The sequence below is a fragment of the Subdoligranulum sp. DSM 23681 genome, from assembly GCF_057005535.1.
In genome coordinates this window covers 521,533-543,537 of the sequence record NZ_CM168050.1, presented here as the reverse complement: position 1 = coordinate 543,537, position 22,005 = coordinate 521,533, and the positions used below count along the sequence as shown (strand labels likewise).

Annotated in this window: 22 protein-coding genes; 10 read left to right on the top strand and 12 right to left on the bottom strand. The window is 61.5% G+C overall.

Annotated elements, in window-relative coordinates; genetic code table 11:
- Positions 1-369: 369 nt before the first annotated feature.
- From AC127K_RS02695 to AC127K_RS02670, 6 genes are all read left to right on the top strand, one after another.
- A complete protein-coding gene (locus AC127K_RS02695) occupies positions 370-1,101 on the top strand; it encodes a UDP-N-acetylglucosamine diphosphorylase (RefSeq protein ID WP_483721462.1) in 732 nt (243 codons plus the stop codon).
- A 121-nt stretch (positions 1,102-1,222) separates the two neighbouring features.
- On the top strand, positions 1,223-1,816 hold the full coding sequence (gene pth / locus AC127K_RS02690) for an aminoacyl-tRNA hydrolase (RefSeq protein ID WP_483721461.1): 594 nt from the start codon (positions 1,223-1,225) through the stop codon (positions 1,814-1,816).
- A 137-nt stretch (positions 1,817-1,953) separates the two neighbouring features.
- Complete coding sequence (gene mfd, locus AC127K_RS02685) at positions 1,954-5,403, top strand: transcription-repair coupling factor (RefSeq protein WP_483721460.1); 3,450 nt, start codon at positions 1,954-1,956, stop codon at positions 5,401-5,403.
- Between the two features lie 132 nt (positions 5,404-5,535).
- On the top strand, positions 5,536-6,672 hold the full coding sequence (locus AC127K_RS02680) for a hypothetical protein (RefSeq protein WP_483721459.1): 1,137 nt from the start codon (positions 5,536-5,538) through the stop codon (positions 6,670-6,672).
- A gap of 105 nt (positions 6,673-6,777) precedes the next feature.
- Entirely contained in the window at positions 6,778-8,553 is a 1,776-nt protein-coding gene (locus AC127K_RS02675; RefSeq protein ID WP_483721458.1) for a hypothetical protein, read from the top strand.
- A gap of 37 nt (positions 8,554-8,590) precedes the next feature.
- Complete coding sequence (locus tag AC127K_RS02670; protein ID WP_294539791.1) at positions 8,591-9,463, top strand: YitT family protein; 873 nt, start codon at positions 8,591-8,593, stop codon at positions 9,461-9,463.
- A gap of 79 nt (positions 9,464-9,542) precedes the next feature.
- Here the strand turns inward: AC127K_RS02670 and AC127K_RS02665 are convergent, their stop codons facing one another.
- The 3 genes from AC127K_RS02665 to AC127K_RS02655 are packed head-to-tail and all read right to left on the bottom strand — an operon-like array spanning position 9,543 to position 11,445.
- Positions 9,543-10,532 (bottom strand): glycosyltransferase family 2 protein, encoded by a 990-nt coding sequence (locus AC127K_RS02665; protein ID WP_483721457.1) that lies wholly within the window; start codon positions 10,530-10,532, stop codon positions 9,543-9,545.
- Positions 10,533-10,548: 16 nt separating this feature from the next.
- Complete coding sequence (locus tag AC127K_RS02660; RefSeq protein ID WP_483721456.1) at positions 10,549-10,977, bottom strand: hypothetical protein; 429 nt, start codon at positions 10,975-10,977, stop codon at positions 10,549-10,551.
- A gap of 39 nt (positions 10,978-11,016) precedes the next feature.
- Positions 11,017-11,445 (bottom strand): Lrp/AsnC family transcriptional regulator, encoded by a 429-nt coding sequence (locus AC127K_RS02655; protein WP_294539782.1) that lies wholly within the window; start codon positions 11,443-11,445, stop codon positions 11,017-11,019.
- Positions 11,446-11,787: 342 nt separating this feature from the next.
- Between AC127K_RS02655 and AC127K_RS02650 the strand changes: the two genes are divergently transcribed.
- Positions 11,788-12,348 (top strand): TIGR01440 family protein, encoded by a 561-nt coding sequence (locus AC127K_RS02650; RefSeq protein WP_483721455.1) that lies wholly within the window; start codon positions 11,788-11,790, stop codon positions 12,346-12,348.
- Between the two features lie 2 nt (positions 12,349-12,350).
- A complete protein-coding gene (locus tag AC127K_RS02645; RefSeq protein ID WP_294539775.1) occupies positions 12,351-13,070 on the top strand; it encodes a YggS family pyridoxal phosphate-dependent enzyme in 720 nt (239 codons plus the stop codon).
- Positions 13,071-13,128: 58 nt separating this feature from the next.
- Here the strand turns inward: AC127K_RS02645 and AC127K_RS02640 are convergent, their stop codons facing one another.
- The 6 genes from AC127K_RS02640 to tsaE form a co-directional block, all read right to left on the bottom strand.
- A complete protein-coding gene (locus AC127K_RS02640) occupies positions 13,129-13,713 on the bottom strand; it encodes a pentapeptide repeat-containing protein (RefSeq protein ID WP_483721454.1) in 585 nt (194 codons plus the stop codon).
- Positions 13,713-14,567: an AAA family ATPase gene (locus tag AC127K_RS02635; protein ID WP_294539769.1), complete on the bottom strand. Its 855-nt coding sequence runs from the start codon at positions 14,565-14,567 to the stop codon at positions 13,713-13,715. Before AC127K_RS02635 ends, AC127K_RS02640 begins: the two co-directional genes overlap by 1 nt.
- 90 nt (positions 14,568-14,657) lie before the next feature.
- Positions 14,658-15,287, bottom strand: coding sequence for a uracil phosphoribosyltransferase (gene upp, locus AC127K_RS02630; protein ID WP_294539767.1), 630 nt, complete (start codon positions 15,285-15,287; stop codon positions 14,658-14,660).
- A 60-nt stretch (positions 15,288-15,347) separates the two neighbouring features.
- Positions 15,348-15,806 (bottom strand): ribose 5-phosphate isomerase B, encoded by a 459-nt coding sequence (gene rpiB, locus AC127K_RS02625; protein WP_483721453.1) that lies wholly within the window; start codon positions 15,804-15,806, stop codon positions 15,348-15,350.
- A gap of 24 nt (positions 15,807-15,830) precedes the next feature.
- Positions 15,831-16,535, bottom strand: a complete 705-nt coding sequence (gene tsaB / locus AC127K_RS02620; protein ID WP_483721452.1) for a tRNA (adenosine(37)-N6)-threonylcarbamoyltransferase complex dimerization subunit type 1 TsaB — start codon at positions 16,533-16,535, stop codon at positions 15,831-15,833.
- Positions 16,536-16,547: 12 nt separating this feature from the next.
- Positions 16,548-16,970, bottom strand: a complete 423-nt coding sequence (tsaE, locus tag AC127K_RS02615; RefSeq protein WP_204648721.1) for a tRNA (adenosine(37)-N6)-threonylcarbamoyltransferase complex ATPase subunit type 1 TsaE — start codon at positions 16,968-16,970, stop codon at positions 16,548-16,550.
- 198 nt (positions 16,971-17,168) lie between these two features.
- Between tsaE and AC127K_RS02610 the strand changes: the two genes are divergently transcribed.
- Positions 17,169-18,335, top strand: coding sequence for an FtsW/RodA/SpoVE family cell cycle protein (locus tag AC127K_RS02610; RefSeq protein ID WP_483721451.1), 1,167 nt, complete (start codon positions 17,169-17,171; stop codon positions 18,333-18,335).
- Between the two features lie 71 nt (positions 18,336-18,406).
- On the opposite strand, the gene AC127K_RS02605 is transcribed toward AC127K_RS02610, so the two are convergent.
- Genes AC127K_RS02605 through AC127K_RS02595 form a run of 3 tightly spaced genes read right to left on the bottom strand, consistent with a single transcriptional unit; the run spans position 18,407 to position 20,356 of the window.
- Positions 18,407-18,646 carry a DUF378 domain-containing protein gene (locus AC127K_RS02605; protein ID WP_483721450.1) on the bottom strand — a complete coding sequence of 80 codons (240 nt, stop codon included), beginning with the start codon at positions 18,644-18,646 and terminating at the stop codon, positions 18,407-18,409.
- Positions 18,647-18,700: 54 nt separating this feature from the next.
- Positions 18,701-20,068 (bottom strand): PFL family protein, encoded by a 1,368-nt coding sequence (locus tag AC127K_RS02600; protein WP_294539748.1) that lies wholly within the window; start codon positions 20,066-20,068, stop codon positions 18,701-18,703.
- Positions 20,069-20,086: 18 nt separating this feature from the next.
- Positions 20,087-20,356 (bottom strand): ACT domain-containing protein, encoded by a 270-nt coding sequence (locus AC127K_RS02595; RefSeq protein WP_294539745.1) that lies wholly within the window; start codon positions 20,354-20,356, stop codon positions 20,087-20,089.
- A 218-nt stretch (positions 20,357-20,574) separates the two neighbouring features.
- Between AC127K_RS02595 and AC127K_RS02590 the strand changes: the two genes are divergently transcribed.
- Positions 20,575-21,969 carry a Sapep family Mn(2+)-dependent dipeptidase gene (locus AC127K_RS02590; RefSeq protein ID WP_294539744.1) on the top strand — a complete coding sequence of 465 codons (1,395 nt, stop codon included), beginning with the start codon at positions 20,575-20,577 and terminating at the stop codon, positions 21,967-21,969.
- The last annotated feature ends 36 nt before the right edge of the window (positions 21,970-22,005 follow it).

Genomic DNA, 22,005 nt, shown 5'->3' with positions numbered 1-22,005 from the left:
GCATACCCATGGCACACGCCTGCAAAGTCATGGACTTATTGCAAAGTCCATTATAACAGACCGAACTCCGAATTACCAGTAGATTGTTAAAAAAATGCGCAATGCTTTGACTGAAAAAGTGACGAAATTTTTGCGTATTTCTCTTGCAATTTGCCCAAAAATGAGGTAAATTATAATGGGCGGAAAGTTCGAAAAAAGTTTTCCGCAGGGCTGTTCCCATACCGCAAGCGAGGGTCAGTCTTACTTTTCATTTGCCGCGGCGTCTGCTATAATGGAAGCCGCGGAGCATTGTGCTGCCGCCGCGCCGCCTGCGGGCGGATTCGTTTGTGATTGCCTGTATGGCCGACATTTATAAGGAGGGCCTTTGTCATGGCTTCTGCAAGAGAAAACTATCTGGCTGCCAAGCAGCGGTTTGCCGAAACCTTCCAGAAACACCTGGAAAACGGCGTCGAGTTCATCAGCGACGACGTATATATCGACCCGGAGGTGATCATTGCTCCCGGGGTCACCATTCTGCCCGGCTGCATCCTGCGGGGCAACACGGTCATTGAGTCTGGCTGCGTCATCGGCCCTAACACCCTTCTGGAAAACACAACGGTAGGACAGAACTCCACCGTCAACGCCAGCCAGTGCTATGACAGCGCCCTGGGACCCAATAACAAGATCGGTCCCTTCACCCATGTGCGCACCGGAACCCGGACAGGGGAGGGGGTCCACCTGGGGGCCTATGTGGAGACCAAGAATGCCGATTTTGCCGAGGGCAACACCGTCAGCCACCTGACCTACATCGGCGATGCTACCGTGGGCAAGTACTGCAACTTCGGCTGCGGCACCGTCACCTGCAACTATGACGGCGAGGACAAGTTCCACACCACCATCGGCGATTACTGCTTTATTGGCTGCAACACCAACCTGGTGGCACCGGTCACGGTGGGGGACCATGCCTTTACGGCAGCCGGTTCCACCATCGGCAGGGACGTGCCGGAAGGCGCGCTGGGCATCGAGCGCGCCAAACAGGCGAATGTGCCGTCCTGGGGCGAACGAAAGCTGCAGAAGTACATTGCCAAGAAGCAGAAGCTGGAAGCCGAAAAGAAAGGCTGAACCCGCCCTGTTCTTATTATAATGTTGCCGTGCGGTGGGATTCGCCGGGGCGTACCGGGTGTGGTGGCGAACCGCAGCCGGAAAAAACGGTATTATATCCAAAGGAGAAGAACCCTTCTTTATGTCATTTTTCAGCAACACTTCCGGGGCAGATTGGCTGATTGCCGGTCTGGGCAACCCGGAATCCAAATATGAAGGCACCCGCCACAACGCCGGATTTGCGGCCCTGGACTATCTGGCCGCACAGTGGAAATGCGATATTGCCAAATCCAAGTGGCAGGGGCTGTACGGTGTGACCACGGTGGGAGACCACAAGGTCATGCTGCTCAAACCTCTGACGTATATGAACCTGAGCGGCCAGAGCATTGCCCCGGCGGCCCAGTTTTACAAGATCCCCCATGACCATGTGATCGTCCTGTGCGATGACATCACCCAGGAACCCGGTCACCTGCGCATCCGTGCCAGCGGCTCTGCCGGCGGGCATAACGGCCTGAAGAGCATCATCCAGAGCCTGGGCGGGGAGGACTTCCCCCGGGTGCGCATCGGCGTGGGTGCCAAGCCCTATCCCGAGTATGATCTGGCCGCCTGGGTACTGGGCAAGTTTCCCCCGGAAGCGGCCAAGGCCATGACCGACCGTTATCCTGATATTGAAACCGCCTGCCGCCTGATCATGGATGGCAAGCTGGGCGAGGCCCAGAACCGCTGCAACCATTGACAGGCGGGCCGTGGGCACATACAACTCTGTTTTCCTGATCCTGGCCGCCGCCGTGGTGGCCGGGATTTTTGGGTATACGCCCATCGACGGCATCTGCCGCAGGATGGATTTCATATTTCTGAAAATGGGTTGCTTCTATGTTTTACGAACTTTTCCAGCAAACACAGGAACATAAAAAACTCATCAACGCGCTGTCCGGCAAGGGGGCCAGTGCGCTTTTCGGTCTGCCGGCCGCCGGCAGGGCCCAGGTGTACGCGGCCCTTTCCCGGGAACTGGACCGCCCGCTGTGTGTGGTCACCCCCGGCGAAGCCGAGGCCACCCGCTTTGCCGCCGACCTGAACACGCTGGGAGTGCCGGCCGCGGTGTTCCCGGCCCGGGACTATGTGCTGCGCCCTATTGAAGGGACCGCCCGGGAATACGAGTACCGCCGTCTGGCTGTGCTGGGCGACCTGGTGGGCGGCCGCCTGCAGGCCGTCTGCGTGCCTGTTGAGGGGCTGACCCAGTTCACCACCCCGAAAGAGGATTTCTGCCGCAATACCCGCACCCTGCGCCCCGGGGACACCCTTCCCCGGGCGGAACTGAACACCATGCTGCTGGACGCAGGCTATGTGCGCCGGGACCGGGTGGAAGGCCCGGGCCAGTTTTCCATCCGCGGGGATATCCTGGACCTGTACACGCCCGAGATGAAATCCCCCGTGCGTGTGGAATTCTGGGGGGATGAGATCGATACCATGAACAGCTTCGATCTGTCCACCCAGCGCCGGGATGAGCCGGTGGAAAAGATCTACCTCAGCCCCGCCCGGGAGGTGCTTTTCGGTGCCACGGCCCAGGCGGCCGAAGCCCTGCGCGCTTACTGGAAACGCCAGCGCGGAAAAAAACGCGCCGCCATGGAACAGGTCATGGCGCCCGATCTGGCCCAACTGGATGCGGGGATCCTGCCGGTCTCCATGGACAAGTACCTGAATGTGCGGTATCCCCAGCCCGCCACGCTGCTGGATTATTTTGAGGACCCGCTGCTCTGCGTGGAGGAACCCGCCTCGGTGCGGGAGGCCGAACGCGCCGCCAACTATCGCCGGGGCGAGGAGTTTTCCGCCCTGTTTGAGGACGGCGTTCTTTGTGCAGGCCTGGATCACCTGTATGCCGATGCGGGCTGGCTGTGGAGCAGAACCGGACAATGCCGCACCCTGCTGGCCGAAAACTTTGCCCGCAGCATTCCGGACCAGCCCCTGAAGGAGATCATCAATGCACCCGCCCACAACCTGCCTTCCTGGAACGGGGAGGTGGCGGCTCTGTGGGAGGAGCTGGAACCCCTGCGCAGCCGCGGGTTTGGGGTCACCGTTCTGGCTGGCACCGCCCGCGCCGTGGCCGGTCTGGCCCAGGACCTGCGGGGAAGGGGCTGCACGGTCTCCACCGACCCGGACACCCCGGCCGCTCCCGGCCTGGTGCAGGTGCTGCCCGGTCAGCTGTCTGCCGGATGTGAACTGCCTTTTGCCAAATATGCGCTGCTGACCGCCCGTGCCTTCGGCCAGAGCGGCACCGCAAAACGGAAAATCCGACGGAACAAGGATGCGCTGGACAGCCTCACCGATATCACCCCCGGTGACCTGGTGGTGCACCAGAACCACGGCATCGGCCGCTATGCGGGCATCCGGCGCATGGAGGTGCAGGGGGTCATCAAGGACTATCTGCGCATCGAGTACGCCAAGGGAGATGCCCTGTATGTGCCGGTCACCCAGCTGGACCTGCTCTCCCGGTATACGGCCCCTGGCGATGCGGAAAACGTCAAGCTCAACCGCCTGGGCGGCGGGGAATGGGCCAAGACCCGCAAAAAGGTGCGGGCTGCTACCGAAGCCATGGCCAAAGAACTCATCGAGCTCTATGCCCGACGCAAGCAGGCCCACGGCTATGCCTTCCCCTGTGACGACACCTGGCAGGGAGACTTTGAGCAGCGCTTTGCCTACGATGAGACCCCCGACCAGCTGACCAGCACCGCCGAGATCAAACACGATATGGAACAGCCCTGGCCCATGGACCGGCTGCTCTGCGGCGACGTGGGCGTGGGCAAGACCGAGGTGGCCCTGCGGGCTGCCTTCAAGTGCGTCATGGGCGGCAAGCAATGTGCCATTCTGGCCCCCACCACCATCCTGGCCTGGCAGCATTTCAACACCGCCATGGCCCGCATGGAGGCGTTTCCCATCCGCATCGGCCTGCTCTCCCGCTACCGCAGCGCCCGGGAACAGAAGGAGACTCTGCGGGGGCTCCGGGACGGCACCGTGGATATTGTGGTGGGCACCCACCGCCTGCTGTCCGACGACGTGAAATTCAAGGACCTGGGCCTGCTCATCATTGATGAAGAGCAGCGTTTCGGCGTCAAGCACAAGGAAAAACTCAAGGAAAACTTTGTGGGGGTGGACGTGCTCACCCTGTCCGCCACGCCCATTCCCCGCACCCTGAATATGGCCTTGTCCGGGATCCGGGATATGTCCACCATCGAGCAGCCGCCCATTGAGCGCCAGCCGGTGGAGACCTATGTGCTGGAATACGACGAAGGCATCCTTTCGGAAGCCATCCGCAAGGAGCTGGCCCGGGGCGGGCAGGTCTACTATCTGCACAACCGGGTGGACGACATCGAACAATGTGCCGCCCGGGTGGGCAAGATGGCGCCCGGGGCCCGCATCGGCATTGCCCACGGCAAGATGACCGAGGAACAGATCTCGGTGGTGTGGCGCCAGCTGCTGGACAACGAGATCGACATCCTGGTCTGCACCACCCTCATCGAAACCGGTGTGGACGTGCGCAACTGCAACACCCTGGTCATCGAGAATGCCGACCGCATGGGCCTTTCCCAGCTGTACCAGATCCGCGGCCGGGTGGGCCGTTCCTCCCGCAAGGCGTATGCCTACTTCACCTTCCGGCGGGATGCGGTTCTGACCGAAATCGCCGCCAAACGCCTTTCGGCCATCCGGGAATTCACCGCGTTCGGGTCCGGCTTCCGCATTGCCATGCGTGACCTGCAGATCCGGGGCGCCGGCAGCCTGCTGGGACACAGCCAGCACGGTCATATGGAAGCCGTGGGCTACGAACTGTATGTCAAGATGCTGAACCAGGCCATTGCCGCCGCCAAGGGGCGCCCTCCGGAACCGGACAAGAGCGATTGCCTGGTGGATGTGACCGCCGATGCCTACCTGCCCGAAACCTACATTCCCGATGCGGCAGGCCGCATCGAAGCGTACAAGCGCATTGCGGCCATCGAGGATGCCGCGGGGGCAGAGGACGTGCTGGACGAACTCATCGACCGCTACGGCGATCCGCCCAAGTGCGTGCAGAGCCTGGTGGATGTCTCGCTGGTGCGCGTCACCGCTGCCCGGGCAGGCATTGTGGAGATCGTACAAAAGGGCGACGATCTGATCCTGTACTCCGATGTGGTGGGACCGGCGCAGCTGGGCCCGCTGATGGACGCCATGCCGCACCGGGTCCTGTACAGTGCAGTGGGCCGGCCTTACGTCAGCCTGCATGTGCTGAAAGGGGAGGACCCTCTGGTCATCCTGCGGGACGGGGTAGCTCTTCTGCCCGGTGCCAAGGGATGAATATGCCGTTTTTGTGAAAGCTGGGCGTTCCAAAGTCCCTTTTGCTTGCAAAGAAGTCCAAAAAGCGGTATAATCACTTCATATATGCGCCGCGGAGCGCAAGCGAAAGGTATAAAGGAGCGTTTATCGTATATGAAGTCCTTACATGCAAGATTCCTCAGCCTGGGGCTGGCCCTGGCCATGCTGCTGGGCGTGACCGGCTGCACCATCAGCACCCCCGCCACGGTGGGCACCATCGGCGGTGTGGAGATCCCCGCCGGCATCTATCTGCTGGCGCAGTACAACGCTTATCAGACCGTCTCTGACCTGGCCGACCTGGCCACCGGAGAGACCGCCGACAACGTGAAGGCGGTGCTCAAGGCCGAATGCACCGGCACCATCGGGGATGAGGAAGTCACCACCGACGGCGCCGATTACCTCCAGCGCCTGACCCTGCGCAGCCTGCAGTATTATGCGGCGGTGGAGACCAAGTTTGCCGAGCTGGGCGCCACCCTGGAAGACGCCGCCACCTCCGAAGCAGCCGACACCGCTGCCTCCATGTGGGAATCCGACGGGGATGTGTACAAGGCCAACGGCATCAGTCAGGCCACCCTGGAACTGTATGAGCTGAACAGTGCCAAGGCCGACGCCTGCCTGGAATTGCTTTACGGTGCGAACGGCCAGACCCCGGTCACCGACGAAGACTACCTGGATTTCCTGAACAACGAATGCCGGTATGTGGATGTGGTGCAGCTGCCGCTGTATGATTCCGCCTCCTATGCCTTCGCGGACGAAGACCAGAGCACCCAGATCAAGGCTCTGGCGGAGGAATGCGCCGCCACCCTGAATGAATGGGCTACCTCCGAAAGCGGCCGCAGCGAGCGCTTCACCTCCATGTATGAAGCCGCCGACCAGTATGTGCCCCAGGCCATCGAAGCCCTGGGCGCCACGCCGGAATCCGGTATGGGCGCTTATTATGTGGGCAGCCAGCTGCTCACCCCCGATACCCTGAAGAGCTACGGCACCACCCTCACCGATGCCCTGGATGCAGCCGGCAAGGGCGTGTGGACCACCGTGGACCTGGGCATGAGCATCGGCGTCATGTGCGACGTGAATCCTCTGGATGCCGATACCCTGGAAAACTTCAAGACCAACTACGACCTGCTCAGCCTGCTCAAGAAAGATGAGCTGGAAGCCCAGATCTACGCCGACGGTGCGGCCATGGAACAGAACCTGGATACCTCGGCCATGAACACCTACAAGGCCTCGAAAATCAAGACAACCGCATAAGACAGCGGGGCACGCGCGAGCCAAAGCGCGCGCCCCGTTTTTTGTTTTTTTGGGAAGATTCGTTCTCAATTATGCAGGAAGATCAAATCCAAAGGAGGGACCCTGATGACCAACTGGAAACTGCGTATGACCAGCCTGCTGCTGGCGGCCACCGTCTTTTGTGCGGCCCCGATCCCAGCGCTGGCGGATTCCGCCGACAGCGGCAAGGGAGGCTGGTTCCAAACCCTGCTGGAGGTCCCCGTGCTGGGGGATCTTGTCCGGCTGATCACCGGCACCGAAAAGGAAGAGGGCACGGACGAGGCTGCCACCATGGAGAGCGCCACCGCGGAAACGGCCACCCCGGAGAACGCCAATCCCCTGCGGGTGACTCCGGAAACCGCCTGGACTTCCTTCCCCGCCTCCTGGATGCAGGGAAGTGTGCAGACCGGCGTGGGCTATCCGCCGGACACCGCCCAGGCACTCTCGGCAGAAACGCCGGCCGAAAGCACCGTGACGGTGCAGCAGTGGGCCAGCGTGGATCTGACGGCGGGGACAACCCTGCGTCCCGCCAACCGGGAAGAAACCAACTTCGGTGACCTTGCCGCAGACGCCGCTGCCAACGCTGCCGCAGCGTGGCTGGGGCAGCAGACCGGCGAGGTCGCGGACGGTCTGCGCGGCCTGCCGGTGGCAGCGCTGGTTGACGGCGCCAGCCTGACTGGCAATGTGGCGGCGGGAACAAGCCTCACCCAGGCCGCTGCCTGTGTGGACGAAAATACCGTTCTGGCCATGGTGCAGGTCTCCCCCAAAAAGCTGTATGAGATCCTCACCCTCGGTCTGCAGGACATGCACGACAGCACCGGCGAAAACTACGGCGGATTCTGGCAGGTCAGCGGCCTGCGGGGCGTGTACCAGACCAGTGACGACGAAGCCCGCTTTGTGGAAGTCTGGCTGACCGATGCCGGAAAGGCGGAAGGCGTCCGCCTGGACGGTCAGGATGAGCAGAGTTCGCTGCTGCTGGTCCTGCCCGCCGACATGCTGGATCGATGCGGTGTGAATGCGGAGGCAGGGTATACCGATTACCTGAGCAGTGCCTCCCTGACCCTGGCCGACGCCATCACCGCCCTGCCCCGGAATGTGAATGCCGAGACCCTGACGGCCATTCTGACCCGGGGCGGCAGTGTGGGACGCCTGCTGCCGGTCGGTGCCGGGACCTATGATGCGGTGGTGCAGCTGGGTGCGGCTTACGCCGGCAAACAGATCAGCTTCCTGCTGGACGGTACGGCCCGCACTGCGGCCACCGATGCCCAGGGCAGCCTGACCATTGCGGGGCTGACGGCCGGCTCGCATACCTTTGCCATGGCGGCAGGGGAGCCGGCCTACTACCTCAGCAACCTGACCTTTGTGGGCACGGCGGATGCCGGTTCCACCGCAGTGACGGTGGCCAGCGTTCCCGCGGCCTGTGTGCAGGATCTGCCCGCCGCCACGCCCACGGCCAGTCCGGCACCGGCGGCAGCCACGCCCACCCCGCAGGTGGTCACGGTGACCAGCCCGGATGATCCCACCCCCACCCCGGTCCCCACGCCCACGGCGCCTCCGGCCACGGCGAACCCGGCCCCCACGGCCCGGGCCACGGCGGCCCCGGTACAGGACCCCACCGCCGGTCTGCTGGACACCACCCCCGCGCCGACCCTGGCCCCCACACCCACGCCCAGTTCCACGCCGGAACCCACCCCTGACCCCGAGACCCTGGAAAAGCAGGAGGAGATGCGCCAGACCAGCAGCATGCTGCCCCTGTATATCGGCATCGGTGTGGTGCTTGTCGGCGGTGTGACGGCGGCCGTCCTGGTCCTGCGCAGCCGTGCCCAGGACGGGGGACGCACCTATCGCCGCCGCAGAAAATAAGACCAGAAACGAAACGTAAAGAGACAGAGAGGACCCTATGACCCAAAAACGCCTGAAACACATCTTCCTTGAAACACTGGGCTGCTTTATCTCGGCCCTGGGCATGTACAGCTTTGCCGTGGCCGCACAGGTGCCCATCACCGGTGTGGCCGGTATCGGCGCCATCCTGTACCACCTGTTCGGCATGCCCATCGGTATCTCCAACATCCTGCTCAATATCCCCATCGTGCTGTTCTGCTATAAATTGCTGGGACGGGACTTCTTCCTGCGCAGCGTGTGGTGCATGATCATGTTTGCCGTCTTTTCCGACTGGGTGCTGCCCATGCTGCCGGTCTACACCGGGGACCGCATGCTGGCTGCCATCTGCGGCGGTGTTGTCAGCGGCATCGGAGATGCCCTGATCTACATGCAGAACTCCAGCACCGGCGGCATGGACTTCATCACCATGGCCATCAAGGTCAAGCATCCCCACATGCCCTTCGGCAACCTGACCTTCGGGGCGGCGCTTACGGTCATCCTGGCCAACGGGATCGTCTTCCGGGATGTGGATACCATCATCTACGGTCTGATCCTCAATTTCCTGACCTCCTACATCATCAACTGGATGATGTTCGGCTTCAATTCCTGTATGCTGGCCATGATCGTGACCGACAACGGCCCTGCCATCAGTGATGCCATCGTGCGCACCGTGGACCGCGGTTCCACCCTGCTCAAGGCCTACGGCGGCTACAAGGGCGATCCCCGGGATGTGGTGCTGTGCGCCTGCAGCAGCAAGCAGCTGTATGAGATCGAGCACGAGATCAAGAAGATCGACCCCAATAGCTTTACCATCATGCTTCAGGCCAACGAGGTCCAGGGCGAAGGCTTCCGCCGCCTGGTCCTGGGCAACACCGAGAAAAACGACCGCTGAGCCCGATTCATACATACAAAAAGAGACCCGTCCGACGCAGTGCAGACACTGCATGGGACGGGTCTTTTCCATGGAAAAATCAGGTGATCTTCAGGGCGCGCTGCACCCGGTACACGATGTACCGGAACAGTCCCAAGATCAGGCTGAACTCCACCCAGATATAGTTGGGCAGGTTGCGCCAATGGAATTTCGGTTTGTTCAGTTTGGGCAGGGCCACCCGGGCCTCGGCAAATCCCTTGGCGTAGTCGCCCCCGAAGCCGCGAAGCCGGAACATGAATACCTTTAGAAGATATCCCAGCACCAGGGGAACAATGTTCAGCAGGATCATCAGGGCCGGCATGTTCTTGTAGGGCAGCAGAATGCTGTTCCGCCCGCTCTGGATGCTTTTGAAGGGATTGTAGCGCACCGCGCCGGTGGAAGCTCCGCAGATGTGGCGGCAGCGGGCCGTGGGACAAAAGACATTCTTGTACCCGAAATTGTTGGCGCGCCAGCTCAGATCCACATCCTCATAATAGGCAAAGAACAGCTCATCGAACACGCCGATCTTGTCCAGGATGGATTTGCGGTACAGGGCCGCTCCCCCGCAGGCGGAAAAGATCCGGCAGGGCTTTTGGTACCGGCTGGCCTTCAGTCCGTCGCCCCGCTTGCAGGCAAAGCCCAGCAGGGTCACATAGTCACCGGCATCGTCGGTCAGTTCCGGTTCATAGTAGCGCAGCATCAGGCTGGAAACCGCAAAGATGCGGGGATCGGCGTCTGCCGTGCGGATCAGTTCGGCCAGCCAGTCCGGTTCCGCAAAAGCGTCGTTGTTGAACAGAACCATGTATTCGCCTTTCCCGATGGCAATGCCCTGGTTCACGGCGTGGGAAAAACCGGTGTTGGTCTTGTTTTCTATCAGGGTATAGTTGGGGCGGCCGCAATAACTGCGGGCAATTTCCAGACTCTCGTCAGTGGAGCCGTTGTCAATGATGATGAGCTCAAAGTCCTGCTCGGTCTGTGCCCAGACAGACTCAATGGAATCCCGCAGCCATCCGGCTCCATTGATGTTGGGAATGATGATACTCGCTTTCACCAAAGCACCTCTTGTCTCAGAAATAATAAGGATAATATACCATCCGGTAGGCCACGCTGCTCATAATGGCCGAAAAAACCAGTGCCGCCACCAGAAGCAGGGCCGAAAAGATCACTGTGCGGATCAGATAAGCCTGGGCCAGCCGGCGGCGTTCGGGACGCACCCGGTCACTGATGGACCAGATGAGCATGAAAATCAGGCCCACCAGGGGGATCGCAAACAAAATCAGGGAGCCAAAATAGCCGGCCAGACCCATGGGGCTCCGGGACTCCGCAGCAGGGGAATCATAGCGGGGGCCTTCCTTTGGCGGCTGGGGAGCAGCGCTCTCATAAAGGGGTGTGCGGACGGGCGGCGCGGACGGCCGGGGCGCGGGGGTGCCGCACCGGGGACAGACCGTCTCGTTGGCGGGCAGCAAAAGCCCGCAATGCTTGCAGAAAATCAGCACAGGACAGGATCTCCTTCCTCTTTTGTTACATCCGTGATGTCAGGGATTCAGCTGACGGTCCAGCTGGGTGGCCAGAATGATCTGGGTGTTGGTGGTCCCCAGCTGCTGCAGCTTGGTCAGCAGGTGCTCCAGCTCCTCAATGCCTGCACAGCTGACCTTGACCGTGAAATTATATACACCGGTCACCCGGTAGCACTGCAGCACTTCCGGCTCGCTTTGCACCAGCGCCAGAAATTCGTCCCGGGCAGCAGGGGCTGTCTGGACCGAAACCAGGGCCTGGACCCGGTTGGGTTCGTCCGGCCGGTGCAGCAGCACGGTGTATCCGCCAATGACGCCCTCCTGTTCCAGACGATGGATACGGCTGGATACCGCGGGGCTGGTCAGGCTGATCTGCTGGGCGATTTCCTTGACCGGCATACGGGCATTTTTCTGCATCAATTGGATGATTTTGCGGTCCAGTTCGTCCATATATGACCTCCTTACGGCAACTTTTTGTTCAATGCGCACAAAAAAATAAAATGAAGAAAATAATGCTTGTGCAGAACAACAAAAGAGGAAAACGACTCCATTCGACCGTTGCCGCTGAATAAAGTAAAGCATTTCTGGCCTAATTATAATAAAATGAAAACAAAATTACAAGATGTTCGTTTGACAATTCAGCCGAAAACTGTATAATTATAACCATAACAAAGACATTCACTGACCTTTATATACTTTCCCACCCCTCTATGCACAAAGGCCCGCTTTTCAGCGGGCTTTTGTGTTATACGGGTTTTATGTGGTATAATGGGTCAAAAGGGGGATCGTACCATGACACAAACTTTTGATCCGGCCGTCATCACGGCACAAAGCCGTCAGGCTGCCGAAGAACTGCTGGCAGCGGCCAAGCTGCGCCCGGGGGATATCTTTGTGGTGGGCTGTTCCAGCAGTGAGATCGTGGGCGGCCATATTGGCAAGGACAGCAGTATGGAAGCCGCTGCCGCGGTGCTGGCCGGCATTTTGCCGGTGGCGCAGGCGCAGGGGCTGTATCTGGCGGCCCAGTGCTGCGAACATCTGAATCGGGCCATCGTCCTGGAGCGGGCAGCGGCCGAAAAGTACGGCTATACCGAGGTCAACGCCATCCCGCAGCCTCATGCGGGCGGAAGCTGGGCCACCAACTGCTGGCAGAAATTCAGTGACCCCGTTCTGGTGGAAGAGGTCCGCGCCGGTGCCGGCATTGATATCGGCGGCACGCTTATCGGGATGCACCTGCGCCGCGTGGCGGTGCCGGTGCGGCTCAGCCTGAACCAGATCGGCTGTGCCAATATTTTGTGTGCACGCACCCGTCCGCCTTACATCGGCGGCTGCCGTGCGGTTTATCAGGAAAGGTGATCATGTTGCTTAGTCAGGAATATGTGGCCCGTATGGCCGAAAACGTTGCCCGCATCCGGGAAGAGATCAACCAGGCCGCCCGGGAGGCCGGACGTTACCCGGATGACATCCTTCTGTGCGCGGCCTGCAAGACCCGCACGGTGGAGGAAGTCCGTGCCAGTGCCGACCTGCCCATTGATGTGTTCGGCGAAAACCATGTCCAGGAACTGGTGGAAAAGTACGATGCCGGTGCCTATGGGGACAAGCTGGCCCACTTCATCGGCCATCTGCAGACCAACAAGGTCAACAAGGTGGTGGGGCGTGCAGCCCTGATCCAGAGTGTGGACAGTGTGCGCCTGCTGGACAAGATCGACCATGCCGCCCAGGCTGCCGGTGTCAAGCAGCAGATCCTGGTGGAGGTGAACATCGGCGGCGAAGCGTCCAAGAGCGGCGTGGTAGGGGAGAAGGAGCTGTGGGACCTGCTGGACCAGGCCACCGCCCGGGACCATGTGGAACTGCGGGGCCTGATGGCCATTCCCCCGGCCGATGCCACCGAAAGCCAGACCCGCGCCTTTTTCTCCGATATGCGGGAACTGCTGAACCACGCCCGGGAACAGTACGGTGTGGGACTGACCATCCTGTCCATGGGCATGAGCGGCGACTTCATTGCCGCCATCAAGGAAGGTGCTACCATCGTGCGCATCGGTACAGCCATTTACGGCGCCCGGGATTATTCCAAATAAGTTTGTTCCGACAACACAATGGCCCGACCGGATAACCAGTTCCGGTCGGGCCGTTTTTTTATTCAATCTGAATGCCGCTGCTGTCCAGCAAAGCCACCACATCGGGAAAGCTGAACCGGGCCCCCTTCATCCGGTTGTCGGCGGGGTTGATGGCGTAAGCCTCCGCCATGCGGAAATCCGCTTTCTGCAGGTCGCACCGAGAAAAAGCGGTGCGGCCCAGGGGGACGCCATGGAATCCCGCCCCGGTGAGTTTGCAGTCGTCGAACACGCATTCCCGGAACTGGCAGGTGGAAAAATCGAACCCGGCCAGCGCCATGCCGGAAAATTCGTTGTACTGAAACACGCAGTTTTTCAGTCTGGCAAAGGGCTGCACCAGGGCGCTGCGCCCCTGCAGACCGCCCCAGGAGATGCCCCGGAAGGCGCAGCCTTCCATGACCGCATCCTTCATCAGGCAGAAGCTGAACACCACCGCCGAAAACTGGCACCGCAGGAACCGGCAGCCGGAGAAGGTGCAGTTCTGCACCCGCACCCCGTTCCAGCGGCAGCCCTCAAACGTACAGTCAATGAATTCGGTGTCCCGCAGTTCGGCACCGGGGTCAAAGGCGGACAGGACCTCACCCTGCCGCCGCAGCTTGGAAGCCATCAGAATTCCTCCTCGTGTTCCTTGAAAAAGTCATAGTAGGCCCGCACATTTTCCAGCTCGGTCCAGCGGCGGGGCCGGACCGGGTCGCTGTCCAGATCATACACCCGCGCTCCCGGCATGGCCAGCAGGAAGGGGGAGTGGGTGGCCAGCACGAACTGGCAGCCGTAAAAGCGGGCGGATTCCTGCAGGAATTGGGCCAGTTCCATCTGCCGCCGGGGCGAAAGGCTGTTTTCCGGTTCGTCCAGCAGGTACAAGGCCCCGTCCCGGATCTTCTGGGTGAAGAAGAGAAAGGCACTCTCCCCGTTGGAATGGGTGCGCACGTTGGGCATCACCCGCCGTCGGGCATACCGGGACTGGCTGGTGCGGCGGGCTTCGGCCACCTGTTTCAGCCGGTCGTAATCCTCCAGGCTGTGCATCTGGAATTGGGCATTGCGGGCTTCTTTGGCCTCGGCCAGCAGTTCATCCCGGCGCCGGTCCACCCCCTCATTGATGGCCCGCATGTCCAGCATGGTGTCGAACACGTCGTCGCTGGTCAGGATGCAGCTGGCGTCTGGCAGGGGATGGAGCAGGTGCGGGGAGCACAGCTGACAGTAGGGCTTGAAAAAGCTGGTGCCGTTGAAAGGGGCGCCCCGGCGCAGGTGCAGCGTTTCGGCCATCACGTTCAGGGCGGTGGTCTTGCCCGACCCGTTGCCGCCGTACAGGATGGTGATGTCTGCCAGGTCCAGAGCATGCAGACCCCGCTGGGGGAAGATCTGGAAGGGGTAGAAGGAATCGTAGCAGGTCCGCTGGAACCCGGCAAAGAATAGCCATTCCGCTTCTTCGGTGGCAAAATGGAAAGTGGAAAGATAGATCATGGCGCACCTCGCCTGCAAGATAAAAAGACCCGCGGCATGCCGGGGCACACCGCGGGAAAGTACGGGTTCTGCCCGTGGGATTCGGTTTTCTTACTTGGTGCCGAAGATACGGTCGCCGGCGTCGCCCAGGCCGGGAACGATATAGCCCTGGCTGTTGAGCTTTTCATCCAGCGCACCCACATAGATGTCCACGTCGGGATGGGCTTCATGCAGGGCATTCAGGCCTTCGGGAGCCGCCAGCAGGCCGATGAACTTGATGTGCTTGGCGCCGCGCTTCTTGATCTGGGTGATGGCGTCCTTGGCGCTGCCGCCGGTGGCCAGCATGGGGTCCAGGACCAGCACTTCACGCTCGGCAATGTCCTTGGGCAGCTTGCAGTAGTATTCCACCGGCTCCAGGGTCTCCTCGTTGCGGTACAGGCCGATGTGTCCCACCTTGGCGGCGGGGATCAGGTTCAGCATGCCGTCCACCATGCCCAGACCGGCGCGCAGAATGGGAACCAGCGCCAGCTTGCGGCCGGCCAGAACCTTGGTGCGGGCCAGAGCGATGGGGGTCTCCACCTCCACTTCCTCGGTGGGCAGGTCGCGGGTGGCTTCGTAGCAAAGCAGCATGGCCACTTCGCTGACCAGGTCGCGGAATTCCTTGGTGCCGGTGTTGCGGTCACGCAGCAGGCTGATCTTGTGCTGGATCAGGGGATGATCGACGATTTCAACAACGCTCATAGTGGTAGCTCCTTATTCGTGAATGATATGTTCAACTGCCCGGCAGTTCGGGGTACGGGTTCAGCGCGTTTCCAGGGCCATGACCTTTTCCACGCGGCGGGTGTGACGGCCGCCCTCAAAGGAGGTGCTCAGGAAGATGTCCACAATGGCCAGCGCCAGACCTTCTCCCACCACACGGCCGCCCATGCACAGGGCGTTGGCGTCGTTGTGGCGGCGGGTGAATTCGGCGCTGAAGGTGTCGCTGCAGCAGCAGGCACGGATACCGTGGATCTTGTTGGCGCACATGGACATGCCCACGCCGGTGCCGCAGCACAGGATGGCGGCGGAGCACTCACCGGCGACCACCGCGTCACAGGCCGGCGCGGCCAGATCGGGATAGTCGCAGCTTTCGGTGCTGTGGGTGCCAAAGTCGCGGTAAGCGATGCCCTGGCTCTCCAGATGGGCTTTGATGGCTTCTTTCAGCGCAAAGCCGCCGTGATCGGCAGCCAGCGCCACGGGGGCGGTGCGGAAATCCTTCATACTTTCTGTTGCTCCTCTGTTTTTTTACACATCGCTGTGTGTCCGGGCTTCCCGTTCGGCCCGTTCCCGCTCGGCCTGACTCAGCCGGTGATACTCCGGCAGCAGCTGGGCAGGGGGCACGGCAAGTCCATTTTCCCACATCCGGCGGGCGGTCAGCGCCACTCCGGCCCCGCGCAAGACACGCAGAGGCACCGGGCAGTCCAGCACGCCGTCGGTATTTCCAAACCTATTGTAACACAACCCGGCGCCGTCGCCAACAAAAATCAGCGGCTTTTTGCAGTCGGCCACAAATTTTTCCAGGCTGTCCACCGGGGCGGCGGCATCGGGGGTCAGCCGCTCATGGGTGGCCAGATCGAATCCGGCCCAGTAGACCTGGCCCCGGCGGGCGTCCAGAGCGCCCACCACGGTGCCTGCTCCGCTCATGCCAAACGCCAGGGCTTCCAGGGTGGAAACCCCGGCACAGGGCACATCTCCCACAAAGGCCATGCCCTTGACGGCGGAAAGCCCGATGCGCAGCCCGGTAAAGCTGCCCGGTCCGGCGGTCACGCCGAACAGGTCAATGTCCTTGCAGCGCAGGCCGCAGGCTTTCAGGGCGGCGTCCACCATGGGAATCACCGTCTCGCTGTGGGTCAGACCGGTGTTGGTGTTGCATTCATACAAAAGGGTGTCGTCCCGCATCACCGCCACGGCGGCGGTGCGTCCGGCGGTATCAATGGCCAGAATGTTCATGGTTTCCTCCCTTTACGCCGGGTCTTCAATGGTGATCCGGCGGGTGGTGTCGTCCAGGCGCTCGATGTGGATGCGCATGGGATGTTCCAGTGCCAGGATGTCGGCGCAGTTCTCGCTCCATTCGGCGGCCACAATGGCCCCGCTGTCCAGATAATCGTAGAACCCGGCGGAAGCCAGATCATTCTCGGTATGGATGCGGTACAGATCAAAATGAGCCAGCGGCCGGGGCCCGCGGTAATAGTTCACAATGGCAAAGGTAGGGCTGGACACCGGGTCAGTGCAGCCCAGCCCTTCGGCCAGACCCTGGCAGAAGGCGGTCTTGCCCGCGCCCAGTCCGCCGGTGAAGGCAATCAGGGTGCCGGGAGCCAGGGTGGGGGCCAGACGGCGCCCCAAAGCCACGGTCTCTTCGCGGCTGTGTGTCATATATTCCTGCATGGCGCGCATACTCCTTGTGGTGAAAACTCAGACGGGTTCATTATACACCGTTTGGGGATATTTGTAAAATTTTACCCCACGTGCGGGGGTATCTGGCGCAATTTGCGCCGCTGCGCTATAATAGACCCAACCGGAACCGTTTGCACAAAAGGCGGCGGGGCCGGATGCGTCCCGAATTTCCCGGAAAGGAGACTCCCTATGCTCACCCTTGCCCGCCGGTATCTGCGCCGTGCCGATGCCCTGTACCTTGCCATGTGCATGGTGTGTTCCGCCCTCAGCGTCCTGGTGCTGATGTCGGTGGAACGCAGCCAGCTTGGCGGGGCTTACAGCAAGGCTTCGGTGCAGGTGATCGCCAGTCTGCTGGGCGTGATGCTGGCCGTCATCGGTTCCACGGTGGATTACCGTGCTCTGGCCCATGCCTGGCCGCTGCATGCGGTGGTCACCTGGGGGATGGTGCTGCCCACCCTGTTCCTGCGCAATGTGCGGGCCAGATTTGTGGTCATCGGGTATGATGCGGGCGGCACCTCCAATTACAGCTGGTACAAGATCGGCGGCATGACCTTCCAGCCTGCCGAACTGGCCAAGATCAGCTTTATCCTCACCCTGGCCTGGCACCTGGACCGGGTGCGGGGCAAGGTCAACCGTCCGCTGAACCTGCTGCTGTTGCTGCTGCATGTGGTGCTGCCGGTGGCGGCCATCCATATCCAGGGGGACGACGGCACCGCCCTGGTCTTTGCAGGCATTGGCGTGGTCATGCTCTTTGCGGGCGGACTGAGTATCCCTCTGGCCCTGGGCGGGCTGGCGGCAGCCATTGCCGGGGGGACAGCCCTGCTCATCACCAACCCGGGCATCCTGAAAGGGTATCAGTTCCAGCGGATCCTGGCAGTTCTCACCCCGGAGGATCCGGCTTTGTCCGATATCGCCTACCAGCAGAACAAGGCCGCCATGGCCATCGGTACCGGCGGGCTGACAGGGCAGGGACTGTTCCGGGACGAGAGCATCTTCATCCCCAACGCCTGGAACGATTTCATCTACAGCTATCTGGCCAACGCCGCCGGCTTCCTGGGAGCCATCCTGGTGCTGATATTGCTCTTCGGCATCATGGCCCGCACCCTGCGCGCCGCATACCGCAGCGTGGATCTGCTGGGGCGGCTGATCTGTACCGGTGTCTTTGCCGCCTTGTTCTGGCAGTGTGTTATCAACATCGGCATGAACTTGCAGGTGCTGCCGGTCATCGGTGTCACCCTGCCTTTCTTCTCGGCAGGCGGGTCCAGCGTGGTCATGGTCTACCTCAGTGTGGGCCTGGTCATGAGCGTGGGCCTCACTTCCCGCCGCAGCGCCGGTCTGGCTGTGCCCATCGAGTGACCACAGACAGACAAAAAGCAACCGCCCCGCGGGGATCCTTCCCGCAGGGCGGTTTTTCTGTGGGGCCGCAGTTACGGCGCGTGGGGTTCCGGACCGGCACGGCGCGCTTCCGGTTCCTGGTAGAACAGGGCCGGGATCAGCGCCAGGGAGGCCACGCCCACCACGATGAAGATGGTGCGGGCCAGCCAGCCCAGGCTGCCGCCCAGCAGCCAGCCGATGGCGTTCAGGCCCCAAATGCCGTACACGCCCCAGTTCAGGCCGCCGACGATCAAAAGCAGCAGCAGTACTTTGGAAAACATAGAACGAAACATGATAAAATCCCCTTTCCGGTTTTAGTCTTTGCCGGAAAGGGGATCTTTATACCATCAGTTTTTCAAAGCCTGCATGGGAGCGGGGATCCGTCCGCCGCGATGGATCATCACCGCGGGGCTGAACTTGCTGATGGGCATGATGGGGGCGTGGCCCAGCAGTCCGCCGAAGTCCAGCACATCTCCGGCCTTGTGACCGATGGCGGGAATCACGCGCACGGCGGTGGTCTTGCTGTTGACCATGCCGATGGCGGCCTCGTCGGCGATCAGGGCGCTGATGACCTCGGCGGGGGTGTCGCCGGGGATCACCACCATGTCGATGCCCACCGAGCAGACGGCGGTCATGGCTTCCAGCTTTTCCAGGGTCAGACTGCCGCATTCGGCGGCTTTGATCATGCCGTCATCCTCCGAGACGGGGATAAAGGCGCCGGACAGCCCGCCCACATGGTTGGAGGCCATTACGCCGCCCTTCTTGACGGCGTCGTTGAGCAGGGCCAGGCAGGCGGTGGTGCCGCAGCAGCCACAGCTTTCCAGACCCATCTCCTCCAGGATGTTGGCCACGCTGTCGCCGATGGCCGGGGTGGGGGCCAGGGACAGGTCGATGATGCCCGCGGGCACGCCCAGGCGTTCGCTGGCCAGATTGGCCACCAGCTGGCCCAGACGGGTGATCTTGAAGGCGGTGCGCTTGACCAGTTCGGCCACCTCGTCCATGGGGGCGTCCTTGGGCAGCTTGGCCAGGGCGGCGCGCACGGCACCGGGGCCGGAAACGCCCACGTGAATTTCACAGTCCGGCTCACCGGGACCGTGGAAGGCGCCCGCCATGAAGGGGTTGTCCTCCGGCGCATTGCAGAAGACCACCAGCTTGGCGTCACCCATGCACATGTTGTCCTTGGTCAGTTCGGCGGTTTCCCGGACCACCTGCCCCATCAGGGCCACCGCGTCCATGTTGATGCCGGATTTGGTGGAACCCACATTGATGCTGGAGCACACCAGATCGGTTTCAGCCAGGGCGCGGGGAATGCTCTTGATCAGGCGGGTATCCCCGGCGGAAAAGCCCTTGTGCACCAGGGCACCGTAGCCGCCGATGAAGTTGACGCCCACCGTCTTGGCGGCGGCGTCCAGGGCCTTGGCGTAGTCCACCGGGTCGGCGTCGGGGGCAGCTCCCAGCAGCATGGCGATGGGAGTCACGCTGATGCGCTTGTTCACGATGGGAATTCCGTACTCATCCGAAATGCCGTCCACCACCTTCACCAGGTCCCTGGCCCGGGTGGTGATCTTGTTGTAGATCTTTTCGCAGGCTTTCTTGCCGTCGGGGTCAATGCAGTCCAACAGGCTGATGCCCATGGTGACGGTGCGCACGTCAAGATTCTCGGCGGTGAGCATCTCGATGGTTTCCATAATGTCGCCGCTGTTCAAAATTTTCATCTGTCTGCCGCCTTTCCCTTACACCTTGTGCATGGCGTCAAACACTTCCTGACGCGTAAAGGTGACCTGCATGCCCATCTGTTCACCCAGGGCGGCAAAGTGCTCGCGCACCGCACCGGGTTCCACGGTGCAGGCGCTCAGATTGACCAGCATGATCATGCAGAACATGTTCTGCATGATGCTCTGGGTCACGTCCTCAATATTGATGTTCAGCTCGGCGCACACAGCGCTGACCTTGGCCACGACACCCACGGTGTCCCGCCCGATGACAGTGATGACAGCTTTCATGGTTAAGCACCTCTTTTAGCATGTTCGGTTTGTTTTTGACCCTGCTATTATACCAGATATTTCCCGGTTTGGATATCTTTTTTCCCTTCGCGGGGCAAAAATTGCGCCCGGTGCCCCGGCATGTGTGCAAAATGCGCATAATTGTGGTATAATGGCGCCGTATAAATCACAAAGGCCCGGCCATGGCCGGACCATTTGTCTTCATGGAGGGATATTGCATGAACGATCCGCGTTTTGCATCGATCGATGCTTTTGCCGAACAGAACCGGGACGCCATCCTGCGGGATATCACCCGTCTGGTGGCTGTGCCCAGCGTGGAGGGCACGCCTGCTCCCGGTGCGCCCTTTGGCCCCGGACCCCGCGCCGCCCTGGACAAGGCGCTGGAAATTGCCGCTGAACTGGGTCTTGCCACCCACAATGCCGACGGCTACATCGGCTGGGCCGAGACCGGCCCCGTGGCCGATGGCCAGAAATACCTGGCCACCATCACCCACTGCGATGTGGTGCCCGAAGGCAATGGCTGGGATGCCGACCCCTACACCGTCCGGGTGCGGGACGGCTGGCTGCTGGGCCGCGGTGTGGCCGATGACAAGGGCCCTGCCATTCTGACCCTGTATGCCCTGAAGTACCTCAAGGACAACGGCGTGGCGCTCAAGTATCCCGTGCGTGCCCTGCTGGGCGTGAACGAGGAGACCCGCATGGAAGATGTGGACTACTACGCCGAACACTATGAGCAGCCTGCCTTCTGCTTCACCCCGGACGCTGAGTTCCCGGTGTGCAACGGCGAAAAGGGCGGTTTTAACGGCGAGTTTGTGTCGCCGGTGCTGGAAGGCGGCATCATCCGCGATTTTGCAGGCGGTGTGGCCCACAACGCCGTGCCCGACCGGGCTTTCTGCGTGGTGGCGGTACCGGCTTCCCGCCTGAAGGCAGGCGCCGGCCTGACCTTCACCGAGGAGAACGGCCTGACCACCATCCGTGCCGTGGGCAAGAGCGGCCATGCCGCCACGCCGGAAGGCACCATCAACGCCATCAGCCTCATTGTCAGCTGTCTGCTGGAAAGCGGTGTCTGCTCCGAGACCGAGACTGCCTATCTGCAGGTCCTGGCCAAGCTGCATGCCTCCACCGACGGCAGTGCCCTGGGCATTGCGGCGGATGACGGCCTGTTCACCCCGCTGACCATCATCGGCGGCACCATCGAATGCAAGGATGGCTGCCTGCGCCAGACATTTGACTGCCGCTATCCCACCAACACCGATGCCGACAAGCTGACCGCCGCCATGCAGGCGGTGTGCGGCACTGCCGCCAAGCTGGAAAACCTCACCAGCCGGGTACCCTTCTATATCGACGCCGGCAGTCCGGCCATCCAGACCCTTATCAACACCTACAACGAGGTCACCGGGGAAAACCAGAAGCCTTTCACCATGGGCGGCGGCACCTATGCCCGTCACTTCCCCTATGCGGTGAGCTTCGGCCCCGAACACGCCGACCTGCCCCTGCCGGAATTTGCCGGCCCCATGCACGGCGCCAACGAGGGTGCCAACTTCGACAAACTTATCGAAGCGCTGAAGATCTATATCCTGGCGCTGCTGCGCCTGCAGGAGATCGAACTGTAACCGGTTCTTTCCCGCAGCCGTCCGGCCGCCCGTCCC